Source organism: Lysinibacillus sp. NPDC086135 (assembly GCF_044746345.1).
Lineage (GTDB): Bacteria > Bacillota > Bacilli > Bacillales_A > Planococcaceae > Lysinibacillus.
Window position 1 is genome coordinate 49,440 of sequence record NZ_JBIVCA010000016.1, and the last position, 16,799, is coordinate 66,238.

The following is a 16,799-nucleotide window of genomic DNA, read 5'->3' on the forward strand; positions in this document are numbered from 1 at the left end:
GAACAATTTAGGAAAAAACGATGGCTCATTACTATAAAGCAATGAACCATCGTTTTAACTTACTAAGATCGTTTTTTCATACCCTTTAATAGCTGGGCAACATTTGTGTCATCTTCCTGTATCTGTGTTCTCTCTACAGGCTGTTCTTTTTTCTTCGGCCTAGTTAAGAAGCGCCAACCAAAGCGTCGGATGGTAATATCAATAAAGAATAGCAACATCCCTGCTAATAAAAGCCATGTCGCAATATTTTGACGTTCTGCACCTTTTTTAGTAAATTCACGGAATACCTCGCTCGGTTCCTTCAAAACAGAGCCGCCTGTTTGCTTTGTTAGTGCTTCGATTAACTTATCATTCACTGGGCGTAATTCATACTCTGCACTATAAGGTACACTTAAGCCTGCCTGGTAAATGGTCTGATCTTCATCGGCAATGCGGAAGAAGATGAGTCCTGGTTCTGCTTGTACGACTGCTCGAACTTGTGATGCTGAAATTGTTTCAAGTTGTGTATCAAGTTCTTCACCAGCTTCATTGACAGCAACAATATCTAAGAACGCCGCTTCATTTGTTGGATCAGTGATGACAAATGAGCCGTCTGATTCTAGACGTACATCATAGGCAACATCATTATAACTTGGTAGCATTTTTGAAATAAGCGTTTGCCAAAAAGTGCCCCAATTTTGCCATCTTGCCCAGTCCCCTGTCCATTTTCCTGTCGAATCAGAAGTAAAGGCAAATGTTTTGCCAAGGCCATATTGCCATTCTGCTAGTACTGGATCCTCTTTCTCACTTTCTGCTATAACAGTAGCTCCCTGCTTTGCTGTTGTACCAATATAAGCATTCATTTTAGGTACACCATTCGCAAATAACGTATTCCAGCCAGCCGCATTAAATATAGTTGGATAGAATGGGTTATCCTCAATATATGTGCGTGAAATCATGGCAGTTTCACGAGATAAAATGGAGGGGATCGTCTGCTCATCAATAACATCGTAGAAACGCCCACTGCCCATCTCACTGAGTGCTTCAAGTAAGTTGGCATCAGCATCCTGACCAATTGCAACCGTTGATAGGGTTACGCCATTCTCTTTTCCTTGTGCAATTAAGTCCTCATAGTTACCTGGCTGAGACTGACCATCCGTTAATAGAATAATATGCTTACGCTGTAGCTTTAAATCAGCTAGATTTTCATAAGCTTTAGCTAGTGATCCATATATTTCGGTACCTCCCCCTGGCGTTACAGATAAAATTGTATCCACCGCATCTTCCTTATTGCCAAGTGGTCCTGTCTCAATAATTTCCCAAGGTCGATCATCAAAGGCTATAAACCCGAGCGTATCCTCATCTCGTAGCATTTCAACTGAACGAGCGGCCGCTTCTTTTGCAAGCTCTAGCTTTGCTCCAGACATACTTCCCGAGCGGTCAAGTACGATAACTAGCCCTAATGATGGCAATTGCTCCTTACCTTTAATCTCCATTTCAACAGGTAGTAAAGTTTCGATTGGTGTTTTAAAATAGCCACCTAAACCAAAGCTATTTTCGCCACCAACCATTGTAAAACCGACACCGAAATTTTTCACTGCTTGCTCAATGACATTCATTTTTGCCTCGCCTACTAAATGCCCTGGCACATTATCAAAAATGATGGCATTGTATTGTAAATAACTAGAAAGTTCATTTGGTAGACTTTTAGCATTTACAACATCATAGGCAATTGATTGTTTGCCTAGCGCCGCTGCAATTGGTGATGCCGTTTCATAGCCATTAACAATTAGTAAATGTGGCTCACTTTGCACCATCGTGACGCTTGTTAATTTATTATTTTCAAAAATTGCATCCTGCTCAACCTGCACGAGTGCCTCATATTTTACAAGCCCTTCAGCTGTTGCTGAATGTTTAAACGAAAATACATTCGAACCTTCTGTAAGTTCCACTGCTTCACGGTGAATAAGCTTATCGTTTTCGTATAGTAATAGCTCACCTTGTTCTGCTACAGTTGCATTTATTTCAGCGACTAACTGCTGCTGCTCACCAACATAAGCAACTTGTGGTGTAACAAAGCTTTTCATGGATACATCCTTCGCAACAGGTTGGTTAAACGGCATTACATCAACGCTAATATTTGACCCTTTAAACTTCGATGCAAATTCTAAGGCATCCCCTTTTGTTTCATTGCCATCCGTTAAGAGCACAAGTCGTGTCGCTTTTTTCGGATCTACAATACCTGAAGCGAGCTGTAGACTCTGTTCAATATTTGTTTGATCTGTTGCTTTTATAGCTGTAAACTTCGGCACTTCCTTTAAAAACTTCGATAAAATGGCTTCCGTTTGTAAAGTCGATGAAAAAGAATAAATCCCTGCAAGCTGTTCATCTTTTTTCGACTGTAAACTTTCCGCTATAAAATTGGACATCTCATCATCTGTACCATTCATTGAAGCAGAACGGTCCACTAAAAATAATACTTGTTCTTCCTTTACGGGCAATAAAATATAGGGCCCTGCAAGTGCAAAAACCAAACAGCATATAGCCACAATACGAATACCTAGTACGACGATATGGCTTTTTTTTAGTCGCTGACGTTCACGCCAATAGGTCCATCCAAAATACATAAGCAATGGAAGTAAAAGCAACAATGCTAATGGCATATCAATTCGTAAATCCACGACGTCGTTGCACCTCCCACTCTAAAACAAATAATACTAAGATGATAAGGATAAGCCAAGGTACGAACGATGTTTTCGATATTTCTTCCTTACCATTGTCTGGAAGCTCTCCAAGTGTATAGCTTGTCCCTTTTTCAATCACACGCTCTTGTGCTTGAAGCTGTACGATGAAGCGCTTTTCTTCATCATTTGAGCGAGCTGTATAAATTCCTGGCTTCATTGGTGCTGTTAATAGACCATTCGTAATAGACGATAAAAACTCATCTTCCTGCGAATATACACTCCACTCACCTTGCGTTAAAGCAACTGCACGTTGCTCATTTGGTGTAAAAATACCAAGTGAACCAATCGATGCTGAAAGCTCCTGTTCAGCACTCCATAAAAATAATGGGAATGAAGGATGCAACGGCCAATCTGTATCTGCAATATCAGCTAATACAACAATATCTCCTTCAGGTGAACGCTGAATAAATGGCTGGTCTCCAACTGATGCAATCGTTTTATAGTTGTCGAATCCAGGATATACAGTACTGACGTAAATATCTTTTAGCTCACTAAATGCAAACAATGCATCACTTGTTGTACTGATTTCCCCAGTAGCTTCAACCTTCTCAACATCATCCCGTCCAAATAATACAATTGGCTTGTCCATCTTTTCGAGTAGCGCCGTCTGATTTGTCACCACAGTGGCATCCAAATTGTCAGCCACTTGTGAAGATGGAACAATCTTCACGCTACTATTAATCGTTTGCAAACCTTTTTGAATGAGTTGATGCATACTTTGATCGACAACTACTTTTGAAGTAGCTGTTTGTAGCAATACAGGCTGTGAATTATCAACAGCATAATCGTCCTTAGCATCTATCTTAGCAGTCATAGTATCTTCTAATGGAAGGTCTTTGAATGTTTTTGTTATAGCTTCATTTGGAGGTAATACAACACTCTCCGCAACTATTTTCTTACCTTTAACATTGTCTATCGAAAGTGTTACATTTTGCTCTTGGTCCGTATCATTTTGTAACTGTACAAGCGCCATAGCAGATTGTCCATCTGTAGTAGCAGCAAAACGTGTCATTGCGATATTTGTTAAATCTTTTGCGGATCCTTTTACGATCCACTTCACCGTATCTTTTTCCATCGGTAATTGCTTTTTATCGAGCGAATCTGTAAAGACATAAATAGATGTTGGTGTATTACCGACAAAAGCCTGTGCCACATCTAAAGCTTTATTCATTTGTGCTGTTTCATATGTTACTTGTAACTCTTGAATAGCTTTTTCAATATCTTTAATCTTTGTTTCCTGCTGTAATATAGCTTTTGGCGTATTGCCTGTTGTAATGAGTGTCACAGGTCTTCCGTCAAGTTCATTAACCAATGACAGCATTTCTTTTTTATGTGTATCAAATGTTGACTGCTCTTTCCCTGCTAACATCGTTGCAGACGTGTCTACTATGAAAATCGTCTGCGCACCAACAATTGTTGACTTTTTAACATATGGATTCATTAATGCTAGTACGAGTAAAAGAAGAGCAAGTAGTTGCAAATAAAGCAGTGCGTTTTTTTGTAAGTGTTTTAAGTATGGTGACACACGGGTTTCTTGCATAATTTCCGACCAGAAAAGTGTGGAGGATACGGTTTGATCGGTATATTTTTTTCGAAAGAAATAATATAGAAGGACAATGACCGGGATGATGGCCGTCCAGCTAAAAAGTATTTGACTAAAGCCCAATACGGCTCACCTCACCTAATCCAATGTGCTTTTAATAATTGTTGGAAGATGGCATGCTGCAATCCATCCTCTACTTTAAGCTGTAATTGTCGAACACCGAAGCGCCGACAAATTGCTTCAAATTCCTCTTCATGTAAAAAACGTCTTGCCCTATATGTGTCCAGAACTTTAGAAGACATCGTAACATTTACATCTCTACCCGTTTCACGATCAAGTAAGCGTACGTCGCCCGTATACTCAGGTGCTATTTCTTCTTGCGTAATTATTTGCAAAATACGGACATCCCCCGCAAAGCGTGGTAGCCTTTTTAAAAGTTGCTCCCATTCATCGATTGGCTCAAGTCCGTCTGTCACAATAAATAGTACGGTACTATCTTTAGGCAATGCTTTGAAAGCTCCCTGTGCGAAGCTATTTGTATAAGTTGCTTGCTCAATCTCTGTGACCACCTGTAAAAAGGCGCGACGATACATGGCACCTTTACGACGAAACGGTGGCCTCACTTCATCCTGCAGGAAAGAAAAAGATAAGCGATCATCGCGACCGAGCACCATTAGACCAAGTGAGGCAACAATTTGCCGGGCAAAAGTCCATTTTGCTTGATCCCCCATAGATTTAGTTGTATCTAGCAAAATGTGTACGCGCATTTCTTGTTCATCTAAAAAACGTTTAATGAAGTATTTATCAGTTCTCGCAAAGACGTTCCAATCCACCTGACGTACATCATCACCTAAATGATATTCACGAAAATCTGAAAAATCGAGCGATGCCCCGAAGCGCTGCGAACGGTGCGAGCCCTTGTGCTGCCCACGTAATTTGGAGGCCGTTGCCACTTGGAAGCGACTGATTTTCGCTAACCAATCTTCGGGCAATAATAATTTTTGTGTCACCTGCTAACACCTTGCTGTACTTTTTCTAAAATGACATCAATCACATCGTCTGCTGTTTTACCTGAAGCCTCCCCTTCATAATTCAACAGCATTCGATGGCGTAACACTGGCTTAGCTACAGATTTAATATCCGCCACAGACACGTGGAAACGTCCATTCATAAGCGCTCTTGCCTTTGCTAATTTGATCAAACTTTGTAAACCTCGAGGGCCGCTACCATACATGGCATATTGCTTGACCTCATCAATGGCATCCACTCTCTCAGGATGAGTAGCCACAACAAGGTCCGTCGCAAATTCGAGCATTTCATCAGCAACGAGTACTTCCTTAACCATTTGCTGCGCTTCAATCAGTGCTTCTGTATCCATGATCTTTTGTAAACCAATTTCCTTAGCGCCTGTTGTACGCTTCATAATTTCCATTAGCTCACTTTTCTCAGGATACGACACAAGAATTTTACATAGGAAACGGTCCATTTGTGCTTCTGGTAACGGGTATGTTCCCTCCATCTCAATCGGGTTTTGTGTTGCTAATACGAAGAATGGTCTTGCCATCTTCTTTGTATCTCCTAAAATTGTTACAGTTTTTTCACCCATTGCTTCAAGCAGTGCACTTTGTGTTTTTGGTGTTGCTCGGTTAATCTCATCCGCTAATACCATTTGGCTAAAAATCGGACCAGGCTGGAACGTAAACTGCTGCTTGCCATCAACTGTGCGCTCAATCATGCTTGTCCCTGTAATATCCGCTGGCATTAAATCTGGTGTAAATTGAATTCGTGAAAATGATAAATCTAGTACTTCAGAAATTGTACGAATTAACATCGTTTTCCCTAAACCCGGTGGGCCCTCTAATAATGCATGTCCGTCAGCAAGGACTGCGTATAATGTATAATCAATGGCTTCCTCTTGGCCAACGATAAAGCGATGAATTTCTTCCTTCACTTGTTGTAATTTCGTACTCATTTCAACATATTGTTGCTCTGTAAATGCCATACCTTTTCCTCCTACTTAGACTCAATTGACGTGAAATAAGATTGCACGACATTTTGTAAATCTTTCGGTAATTGTAAACGCTCTGAGCTTTCTAAATAGCTATCTTTATAGGAACCTATAACTTCCTCATACGGTCGGATAGAACCTTTAGTAATCGGGCCATTTCCTTGTTGTTCTGAAACATGTGATCCCTCTCCTAATGCTCCACCATCAACTGAAGTCTGACTAGAGCCACCAATTCTTGGTGTCGTTAATAAATCGCGGCCGCCCTGTCCTGTGCCAGCACCTTGACCTGAACGATTGCCCCGACCTTGTCCTTGTCCATTACCTTGTCCCTGTCCATTACCTTGTCCCTGACCTTGTTGATTGCTTTGATTCGATCCTTGCTTCTGACCTTTACCACTAGCCTGTTGGGATCCATTTTGAGAATTAGTTTGGCCTTGTTGTCCTGTTTGATTGTTCGGCTGTGAATTCCCTGATGAATTTTGATTTGGATTATTATTGTTTTGCTGATTGTTGTTGGCACTATTGGCACTCGCAATAGCATTTTGTAGCGTATTGCTTGCAGGTTTCCCAAGCTTGCTCATAGCTGTCTGAGTAGCATTTGCATTTTGCGTTAGCTCCTGCTGCATTTGGGCGAGCTCCTTCAATTGCTCCACTTCTTCCTTCGATAAACCTTTGTCGTCAGAAGCGCCCTCCTTACTAGCTGTTTGTTTATCCTTTAATTGTTGCTCCTTTAAAGCAAGCTCCTTTTGCTTTTTCACGACTTCCCGTAATGCCTCTTCCGCTGTTTCTGTCTTTTTTAACGTATTTTGCAATTCTTTTAATTGCTCTTTCACTTCTTTTGTTTCTGCTTTTTTTTCTAATTTAGCAACTTCCTTCTTTACGTCTTCAATGACAGCTTTTTCTTTCTCCACCTCAATGGCTTCAATTTGTGAAGCTGCTGGGAACATATAAAGAATGGCCAGTACGACAGCTGTTCCAAATAAACCAATCAATGCTTTTGGACGAATCAAATTTTTCTTTCGAGCCTTAAAATCAGCAAACGCCTTTTCAACGTTCTCGATTGCTTTCGTTAGTAGAGATTGAACGAGTGGGTCCTTATCGTCCTCGAACGATAAGGCTGTCACAAGCTCATTGTGAGTAAAATAATCATCCAGTGTATGCAATGCTTCCTTTTCTTTTATACGCTTCCACCACATAAACAGCACTGTTGCTAGTATGACAGCGATAAAGATAGCAAGAGCTGTTTGGCGATAATACGGCCAAACAAAGAGCCGTGAAACAAGTAATAGGGCAGCACTCGAAAGCAATGCCAAAAACAAGCCGTACTGTGCAATTGGAATGCTTCTTTCTACTGTTAAACTCGTCTTTGCACGTTGAATATATTTTCGTAATTGCTTACGACGCTCCATAAGGTTTCCTCCTTATCGATTACTTTTCATATTGGCACGTAATTTTCTAATCGCAATTGTTAAACAAACAACAATGATCAAAGAATAAGCTATTAAATAACTAATCCATACAGGTAATTTCACGCCCGAAACTTGCACTAAAGCATCGCCCATGGATGATGAAGTAAGTGTAAGCATTAATGCACCTGGGTTAATAGCAGCCCAGAAGTAAGTCATATAAGAAGTACCAGTACCTGCGACATTCCCCATTTGATGGAAGGCCATCGATAAGAAGAAGAAAAACGCTGTAATACCACCTAAAAAAATGATCGAACCGTACGTAGAAATCATCGCAACAATTGTCCGCTTTGTAATGGTTGAAAACATAACACCAATACTACCAATGGCTACAACTGTTAATAAATAAAATAAAAATATCGAGATTAATTGAGACGGTGATACGCCTCCAAATAAAAATACTAAACTATACAATGGTAACCCTGCGATAAGCATTAATACTAAAAATGCTACCGAGGATAATAATTTTCCAATGATGATTTGGGTAGAGCTTTGTGTCGTTGTTAGTAAAATATTTAATGTTTGCTTTTCCCTTTCGCTACTAATTGCACCGGCAGTTAAACTCGGTGTAATGAAAAGAACAAGAGCCATTTGTAATATTGTTAAGACTGCGAACATCATAAAGCTTGTGTCTGGTCTAAAGAAACCCTTGCCTGTGAACCCAGTTGTTATAAGCAAAAATCCTACGATAAAAATACAAATAACCGCTAAATAAAACATTAAACCTGAAAAGCTTTTAAAAGAACGGAAGCGTAACTTCAATTCTTTTACGAATACCGGATTATAAAATCGTTCCATCATTGATTGTCCGCTCCCTTCGTAATAGCCATAAAGACATCCTCTAAATCTTTTTCTTCTTCGCTTAATGCATAAATAGGTAAATTCGCAAGTATTGCCTTTTTCAATAGTGCTACCTGATCGTCATCTGTTCCTCGGTAATTAAAGGCTATCTCTAAGCGATTATCCATTACATCTATAGAAGAGATCAGTGGATCCTCCTCCAAAAACGCACGTACCTCGTTTAAACGATCCGTTACTTTTACTACGATACGCTTCTCCCCCTGTAACTGTGCTTGAATGGAAGCTACATTGCCATGAGCGATAAGCTTACCATTATCAATCACACCGATTTCATCACACATTTCTGCAAGCTCAGGCAAAATATGTGAGGAGATTAAAATCGTTTTTCCCATAGCTTTTAAATTCCGTAAAATATCTCGCATTTCTACTCGAGCACGTGGATCCAAGCCTGAAGCAGGTTCATCTAAAATTAATACTTTAGGATCATGGATAAGGGCACGTGCTAAACATAGACGCTGCTTCATCCCACGTGACAGTAAATCAACATATTCATGACGTTTATTCGTTAAATTCACGAGCTCTAGTAGCTGTGGAATAAGTACTTTTCGTTCAGCTGCCCCAATGCCGTAGCTGGCACCGTAAAAGTCTAAGTATTCGTCTACTTTTAGTTGATCATAGACGCCAAAGAAATCTGGCATATAACCAATTTGTTTTCGAACTTTCTTCGGTTCCTTAATAACGCTTTTACCATTAATAATGGCGTCACCTGAAGTTGGAGATAGCAAGGTTGCTAAAATCGAGAATGTAGTCGATTTACCTGCCCCATTGGCACCTACAAAACCAAAGACAACCCCTTCCTCCAAAGATAGATTCAAATGATCTAGTGCTGTAAAGGAGCCGTATCTTTTTGTTAAATCACGAATTTCAATCATTATTTCGCCACTCCCTTCAGCTCTACATCTGGTAATTTTGTTTCCTCACCTGTTTGATCTGGTCCGAATCTAATCTCAATCAGCAATTCATCATTATCATTGACGTATTTTTTTATGTTACCTGTAAACACCTGTTTCGCATCTACTAATGGCTCATAATTTTCCGTTTCGTTATTCCAAATCGATAGCTGCATGCGATCAATATCCTTATTTGAAACTGTCAATTCGTTTAACGTTTGAACTGAATTCATAAACTTATCTGGCATCGCGATGGATACTTCATAGGAACCATCAGATAAGCGCCAAGTATTTAACTGTTCATCAACTTTTTCAGCATACGAATTAGGAGATAGTTGGTTTACTGAATACGTAAAGTTGTTACGTTTCATCGTAAATGGACCTGATAACTCTACTTTTCCTTCAAACGGCTGAACAAAATAGGAAATCGGAGACATATTGGCACTTGTTTCTAGCTCAACCCCAGCAATTGCTTGGTCTGCCCATGCTGTAATGACAGGTTTTTTATCATCTTCTACAAGCGGTAATGCCATAGATTTCATACCCTCGATACGTGAAGGATTCACGTCTTCCTTCTTCGCTGGATAATTATTAAAATTGTAACTAGTAAAATTAGATGGTTTTTGAAGAACCGTTGCTTTTAGCTCTGTGTCGACTTTAAGTGTACCGTTCGCTTCAATGTCGCCAAGTTTAATTTCTTTAACGCCAGAGATTAACGTAACATCCTTTAGGTCAAACGGGAAATTGTTCTTAATTGTCCCAGTTAGCTTTTCATTATTTAATGTAATATCGATATCCATCTTCCCAAGATTATGCGCCGTTGACTTCCCTGCAAACGATTGCACAGACCAATAGCTTAAATCACGTAGTGTTAACGTCGAACCATTGGCATTTTCCTTAATATAGGATAATTCATGTAAATCCTCCCTTACCACTGCGAAATTATTAGAATTTCGTAGCGCGACTGCACTTGTATTCTTATCTGCATTAACAACAAAATCACCACTACGATTTGTTAAAATGGACTCTACATAATAACCACTTACACTACTATCTTCATTTATTTTATAAAATGCAGATTGTTGAATTTGCGGTTGCCCAATTCGATCTTTTGCACCAAAAATAAATAGAGCAATAGATAACACAATTGATATCGCAGGAATGATCCACCATGCATGCTCACGTTTGTCTATTTTCTTTAAAATGAAATATAAAATAGGTCCAATTATTAAAATATATAAAATAATAACTACTAGCATATAGCTAACAGATACTTCAAACGAAGGGAATAATTCATTTATGTTACGCAGATCAAATGAAATTTGATCCATTGGTGACTGTCCATTTGCTATCACCGCTTGTTGTGATATCTTTTGAATATTTATCAATTTTGCCACTAATGCTGGGTAGCCATCCATAGATGCAAGTGGTTGATCCCCTAAAGAAAAGGCTGTTTGAATAATTTCCCCACTGCCAACTTTTTTCTTAGACGCTAAAATCTTATTGTTATCTGTTAATACAGGAATACTTCCTTTATTTTCAGTTGCCCCATATATTGAAATAGGCTGTGTAAAAGTTCCTCCACCTGATAATTTTGATAGGCTATCTGCAGAAACAGATGTCATTTGCTCGGATAATGCCAGTGGTAAATAATCTTTGAAAATACCTGCTGTTGCATTTAGCTGATCAGCAGCTCCTACTATTAATGTTCCACCATTCTGTACCCAATTTAGTAAAGACTCTTGTTGCTTTTGTGATAAATCAGCAATAGCAATTTCATCGATGACGACAACATTCGCCATCGCAAATCCTTGTGGATCCTCTGGCAGTGTATAGTCCTTGATTTGCTTTAAATTGAAAACTTCAACATTATTTTGAGGAGCTAATTTGGATAACTTCAAAAATGCTGATAAACGATCGCTTTTATCCGTTAATGTATAAATAAAAACTGATGAAGGATCTAAAAGGTTACCTTGCATCTGTTTTGTTCCTTTATAAGCAACCTTTTTTCCTTTTTCAATGCTTCCTTCATAAAATGCAAACACATCTGCATTCCAGGAATCGATACCTTCTAGATAAATATCAAATGTTTTTTCTTCTCCCGCAGCTATATCTATTGGAAGCACTTTAGCAGACGCAACTTGATAGGAATTGGCAGTATTGATGACCATGTCTCCAGAAAAATCTGTACCATTATTTTTTACTGTTATTTGAAGTGGCACAACTGATTGGTATTTTGCTTTACCTGCAATCCCTGCCTTAGCCTGCACGTCCAATGTAGCCGCTGCACTCGCCTGCTCCACAGGTAGAATAAAGCTAATAAGCATGAATAACAGTATAAATGCCGTAATATTCGTTTTTTTCAAAAACTCAACCCCTTTTATGTAAATTGTTGGCTACATAATTATACGATTTAAATTGAATTTTGTTCCATTTCTTACGACATCTTCATGAATATTCATAAACTCTTAAGATTTACCTAATTGCCAATGTGTCCGTTGATTTCCGTTCCGACTGGGCGCTTTGTTGCTGACGCTTCGCTTTCGGGGCGTCTGTATGTGCCATCCTTTAGTTGCTGTTTGAGTGGCTCAAAATATTTCCGCAGGTGAGATTTTAGTTCGTGAACTGTTATTCCGTTCACACCCGGAGCTCCTCCATTTTCTTTTACCTTTTTAAAAGCTCTCCATAAATTGCCGTTGGTAACGATTCTATCGATTAAATTGAATTTCTTGTGTGCGTGGCAATTTTGATTTTCTGATTTTAAACGAAGTCGTAAAGGGCAATCTCGTATCTAAATTACTGATGATCAAACCTGTGAAGATCCAGAGTGCTTTAGTACGTGTTGGATTCGTAATCGCAGCGTAAAAGAAGCAGATTTTTATGTGTTGAAGCATACGCGAGCCCCTGCGTTATTGCTGGAGGTTGGGTTTTATTAATAATAGTGCGGATAATAAGCTGTATGACGTGAAGTTTGAGGCGATTGTTGATGGGATTGTAAATGTGGTTCTTGAGGTTGCTGGTGTGATTAAAAAAAGTCAATAAGACTTGTGGGCAAGTGATTGTATAAGATTACAAAAGCAGCTCTTGAATAGGGCTTCTTTTACAGAAGTTACATTCTTGAACATTGCATCGATAGGGTTTAATCTATTGAGACGTAGTCAATTTTGCGACAAATAAGGGGTGCCCGTGTCTCAAATAAGCTGTTTCAAAAGTCTTATCGTTGTAAATCCGCATTTTCGGGACTGAACCCCCTAAACGTTCGTTTTTGATAATTTCTTAGCGTATAATATCTGCGCTTTGTCGGTTGAACCCCTATATGAGTATTAGAATAAAAATCAAAAAACTGTATCCAAGCTGTTAGGTTGGATACAGTTTTATCTACTGGTAATCAAAACCGATTATGTACAGTGAGATTAATCCCCTGCACTTAGATAATATTGATACTTATTAGTATCAATATTATGACTTAGTTTTTTTCGGAAAAACTCCTCATTACTTGATGTAATTGGAAATACCCCGATAACTGGATGAGTATTCGAAAGCTTCATTATTTTTCTATATTCCTCTATTGGAATATCAGTTAGAATTTCCTCGCCTGCTACAATATCTTCATTAATTGGAGTCCAAATAATCGTTCTCACGACGTTTTCCTCATTTATATAAAATGGAGAAACCATTTCTTCAACAAATAAATTATTTTTCTTAGCAAATTTCAATGGTTCCTCTTGATAATTATTTGTTCCAATAAACATGTAATACTCATCTCCAAAATGCACAAAAAAATTTGAAGATATGAAATGACAATATATGAAACCTCGTAATACCATTTTAGAAATTAGACGAATTTGATCAATAGTTACTTCTTGATCATCCTTTAAGTGGAGATTGTCTAATTTTTTATCATACAATTTGTTATACAAGGCAGAATCCATATCTACATCAATATAAGTAGTGTTAATAATTCTTAATGATTTTATATGATTGACATCTAAAAACTTAATAATAGTATCAATATATGCCGTTTCGACTTTTAAATATTCTTCTAATGTAAATGTTTCACCATATATTTTTTTCCCTATGTGTGAAGGACTTGTCCATTCCAACTCTTTCGTGTAATGACCTTCATTATTTCTAAAGTTTGGATTATATTTCGTTATCCTCCATTGATATTTTATATGATTACCCACTTATATCACCTCTTTAGTCATATTATTTTATGAATCAACATATAAAGAATATAAAAAATATTATAGAAAACAATGAGGGATACCACTAAAAAGAATACTAAATACTCGAAAATAAAAGTGTCTAACCACTACATCTTAATTTAATCACCTATTCTCTTTAAGACAGCATCATATGTTCCAGATCTACTTTTATCCGAATTTAAGTTCTCCCATTTTTTATTCGCACCTTTCCAGACTCCTCCAATATGACTTGTTCTATCTCTAGAAATAAAATCTGGTCCGTCAACGGCATCTTTTGCTGACCTTTTAAATACAGCTGCATCAGCCTTTGTACGATAAGCAGTTTTTGCATAACCTAGTTCTGTAGCTAATTCTTTCGCAGCTGCATCTGTTGCTAACTTAGTTTTTGATGCATTGCTCACTTGCGCTTGTGTTACTCGTGCTAATCCATGTTTTGAAACTGCACGAGTAAAGCCATATCTAGCTACTGTTGCTAAACAACTACTAAAGGAGCAACCGACGCTTGAACTTCTGCCGTATTAATATAAGTCTCTTCACCAGTTTCTTTATCAATAAAAATTGCTCTAAAATCTTCACCATCTATTGTTAATAGATTAACCTCGTATTTATTTTGTATAACTTCACCAGAGTTATCATCGTATAAATTATCAAGACTAATTTCATTCGTTTCAAAATCTATACTCAAATCACTTTGCACGTATACATCTTCTGTATTTAATGTAGTAGTTATTATTGTTACATTTTCTTCAACTGTTTCAGTTATTTTAATAGATTGTTCATCAGTTTCATAACTCGTTAAATTTTCATTCCCATTCGCTTGTACTAATAATAAATTTGGGGAGACACATGAAATTATTAAAGCAACAACAATACTATAGATAATCTTCTTCAAAATAATCCCTCCTAATTATTTAATTAATAATAAACCTAATCCAAAATCATCCTTTTTTCCAAGTGATTTAGAAGTCAATCCCAAGTCTACATTAGAGTCTTCTTTAGACATTAATATAGATATAACACCTGTTGTATAAGCAGTAGCTAATGACGTACCACTTTGAATGATAGTTTCTCCTTTTTGATTATATACAGGAATCTCTACACCTGGGGCGACATAATCAATCTTCCCTTTAGCTGCTAATTTATATCTTTTTAAATCTTTATCAATTGCAGATATAGAATAAACACCTTTATACGTTGCAGGATAATGTGTATACAAGCCAAGTGTATTGCCAGCTGATGCAACAACCAGAATATCATTTGATAGTGCTAAACTAATTGCTTCCTTTAACTTTGGATCGTCTTTTTCAAATCCAAAACTTAAATTTATGATATCTACTTTTCTGTCTATACTCCAGTGTATTCCGTCTATTACGTCCTCAATTTGCCCCCCCCTTTACTATTCAATACTTGTACGTCATATAACTCAGCATTAGGGTTAACTCCAATAACGTTATGTGGGTTTTCTTCAGCTGCAATAATAGAAGCTATCATAGTGCCATGTCCCAATTCGTCTAAAGTCTCTGAATCCTTATTTATTGCATTATAAGTTTCTTTAACTTTCCCCTTCAAAATTGCTAGATTACTATTTATACCACTATCCAAAATTGCAATTTTAACAGTAGAATCTCCTGAATTCTTATACTTTCCTTTGTCATAAACTGTACAAATACCCCAGTTTTGTTCACATTCATTAGAAGAAAATGATACAGAATCTAATTTATCTTCATTTTCACTGCATCCCATGAGAAATATTGTCAATAAGATAATATAAAAGCATCTAATTCCCATAAAACCTCCTAACCACTTGACTAGCCCAAATTTCAGCAACTTTTCCAAATGTATCTAATTACCTTTAACATAATTTTTTAATTGAAGTTCTACCAATAGAGTTCAAATTTGGTAGTAACACTTATATTAACCAAAATAACATAAATTTGTAAATTCACAAGTAAATAACTTGAGTAATATAGGATTCCAATATTATCCATTCATGAGTGAACCTTATACATTTCCATACACTTTGACTTTACATAACATCAGAATCAGGCAGTCACAACCAGGTCCAAACCCTTGTCGTGACTACCTTTTCGGTTGAATCACTATGTATTGTATATGCAAAATTTTATACATCGTTGATCTCACAGCGTTTTTCGGTTAAATTACCAGCTACAACATGTATAAAATTCTAGTTTGTATTTACTTACTATAAATTCATTAACATAATAACGATCCTTACGATTAATCATCGTACTCATCCATTAGCTTTGCAGCATAGATGGAAGAGAGTGGGATTCGTTTTATTGTTGTTTTTGTTTCAAATAGCAGTTCACGTTTTGCCGTATCTATTGCTGTAATAATTTCTGTTTCATTATGCCAAGACGTATTTTGCCATAATGTGAGATGTAGAGCATTTTTTGTACGTGCAGCATGTTGAATCGTTTGTTGCAGCTCCTCTAGCTCCCACCCGGTCTTTTCTTTAGGCAAGAAACAACCTTCTTCCTTCTTCCAATCACGAAGCATTTTTCATCGTAGTCCAATTTATAGTACCTCGATCTTTAATCATAGTTGTCATTCCCTTTAACCAATATGTCCACCGACAAGTAAATTACGTTGAATGGCGGATTCACTTTCTGTAAAAGAGACCTCTCGAAGTAAAGAAGTTGCCCTAAAACGCTCCCGAATGGAATCCATCGTATGTCCGAGTATTTGTCGTTGTTATTTCCGAGTATCAAAGAGGTCAAGCTGAATACTACACACAAGTTCTTAATTTGAGATATGTACAGAAAGCTGTCGGGCTGGTTCACCCACAAAATGAATATCAAGTAATTCCATACACACAGCATAAATTTTCATTGTTTCTTTGTGGGTTCTACAATTGTTTTTGATTGATGAAAGCTTTTTGTCATCGCAGCGTGACTATAAGACAAACCAAGTGATATCGTACTTCCTACATAACCACCTAAACGGGCTCTTTTCGCAATATCCTCACACATTTCTAATAACACCACTAAAATCTCCGTACGCGTATGATAATCACGCATCTTCACTAACAGTTTCTACCGCCAAACCTGTAGTGGTCGTTGCACATACCGGGTGCACA

Annotated in this window: 13 protein-coding genes and 1 pseudogene; all 14 read right to left on the reverse strand. The window is 37.7% G+C overall.

What is annotated here, in order from left to right:
* Positions 1 to 62: 62 nt before the first annotated feature.
* Positions 63 to 2,660: a VWA domain-containing protein gene (locus ACIPKN_RS19170; protein WP_400939049.1), complete on the reverse strand. Its 2,598-nt coding sequence runs from the start codon at positions 2,658 to 2,660 to the stop codon at positions 63 to 65.
* The gene (locus ACIPKN_RS19175) at positions 2,644 to 4,389 is read right to left on the reverse strand and encodes a vWA domain-containing protein (protein WP_400939052.1); all 1,746 of its coding nucleotides are present in this window, start codon (positions 4,387 to 4,389) and stop codon (positions 2,644 to 2,646) included. The genes ACIPKN_RS19170 and ACIPKN_RS19175 overlap by 17 nt, the downstream gene beginning before the upstream one ends.
* Positions 4,390 to 4,400: 11 nt before the next feature.
* A complete protein-coding gene (locus ACIPKN_RS19180; protein ID WP_400939055.1) occupies positions 4,401 to 5,276 on the reverse strand; it encodes a DUF58 domain-containing protein in 876 nt (291 codons plus the stop codon).
* Positions 5,273 to 6,268: an AAA family ATPase gene (locus tag ACIPKN_RS19185; RefSeq protein ID WP_400939058.1), complete on the reverse strand. Its 996-nt coding sequence runs from the start codon at positions 6,266 to 6,268 to the stop codon at positions 5,273 to 5,275. Before ACIPKN_RS19185 ends, ACIPKN_RS19180 begins: the two co-directional genes overlap by 4 nt.
* 11 nt (positions 6,269 to 6,279) lie before the next feature.
* Positions 6,280 to 7,683, reverse strand: coding sequence for a hypothetical protein (locus ACIPKN_RS19190; protein ID WP_400939061.1), 1,404 nt, complete (start codon positions 7,681 to 7,683; stop codon positions 6,280 to 6,282).
* A gap of 12 nt (positions 7,684 to 7,695) precedes the next feature.
* Positions 7,696 to 8,541 carry an ABC transporter permease gene (locus tag ACIPKN_RS19195; RefSeq protein WP_400939064.1) on the reverse strand — a complete coding sequence of 282 codons (846 nt, stop codon included), beginning with the start codon at positions 8,539 to 8,541 and terminating at the stop codon, positions 7,696 to 7,698.
* A complete protein-coding gene (locus ACIPKN_RS19200; protein ID WP_400939067.1) occupies positions 8,538 to 9,473 on the reverse strand; it encodes an ABC transporter ATP-binding protein in 936 nt (311 codons plus the stop codon). Before ACIPKN_RS19200 ends, ACIPKN_RS19195 begins: the two co-directional genes overlap by 4 nt.
* On the reverse strand, positions 9,473 to 11,857 hold the full coding sequence (locus ACIPKN_RS19205; RefSeq protein WP_400939070.1) for a DUF7408 domain-containing protein: 2,385 nt from the start codon (positions 11,855 to 11,857) through the stop codon (positions 9,473 to 9,475). The genes ACIPKN_RS19200 and ACIPKN_RS19205 overlap by 1 nt, the downstream gene beginning before the upstream one ends.
* A 1,047-nt stretch (positions 11,858 to 12,904) precedes the next feature.
* The gene (locus ACIPKN_RS19210; protein WP_400939072.1) at positions 12,905 to 13,678 is read right to left on the reverse strand and encodes a DUF7683 domain-containing protein; all 774 of its coding nucleotides are present in this window, start codon (positions 13,676 to 13,678) and stop codon (positions 12,905 to 12,907) included.
* Positions 13,679 to 13,818: 140 nt separating this feature from the next.
* Positions 13,819 to 14,594, reverse strand: a pseudogene (locus ACIPKN_RS19215) (SAR2788 family putative toxin).
* Positions 14,595 to 14,606: 12 nt separating this feature from the next.
* Positions 14,607 to 15,080, reverse strand: a complete 474-nt coding sequence (locus ACIPKN_RS19220; protein ID WP_400939203.1) for a S8 family serine peptidase — start codon at positions 15,078 to 15,080, stop codon at positions 14,607 to 14,609.
* Positions 15,068 to 15,487, reverse strand: coding sequence for a S8 family serine peptidase (locus ACIPKN_RS19225; RefSeq protein WP_400939074.1), 420 nt, complete (start codon positions 15,485 to 15,487; stop codon positions 15,068 to 15,070). The genes ACIPKN_RS19220 and ACIPKN_RS19225 overlap by 13 nt, the downstream gene beginning before the upstream one ends.
* Positions 15,488 to 15,937: 450 nt before the next feature.
* Positions 15,938 to 16,219 carry a YolD-like family protein gene (locus ACIPKN_RS19230; protein ID WP_400939076.1) on the reverse strand — a complete coding sequence of 94 codons (282 nt, stop codon included), beginning with the start codon at positions 16,217 to 16,219 and terminating at the stop codon, positions 15,938 to 15,940.
* Between the two features lie 329 nt (positions 16,220 to 16,548).
* Positions 16,549 to 16,740: a DinB/UmuC family translesion DNA polymerase gene (locus ACIPKN_RS19235; RefSeq protein ID WP_323653085.1), complete on the reverse strand. Its 192-nt coding sequence runs from the start codon at positions 16,738 to 16,740 to the stop codon at positions 16,549 to 16,551.
* Positions 16,741 to 16,799 lie beyond the last annotated feature (59 nt).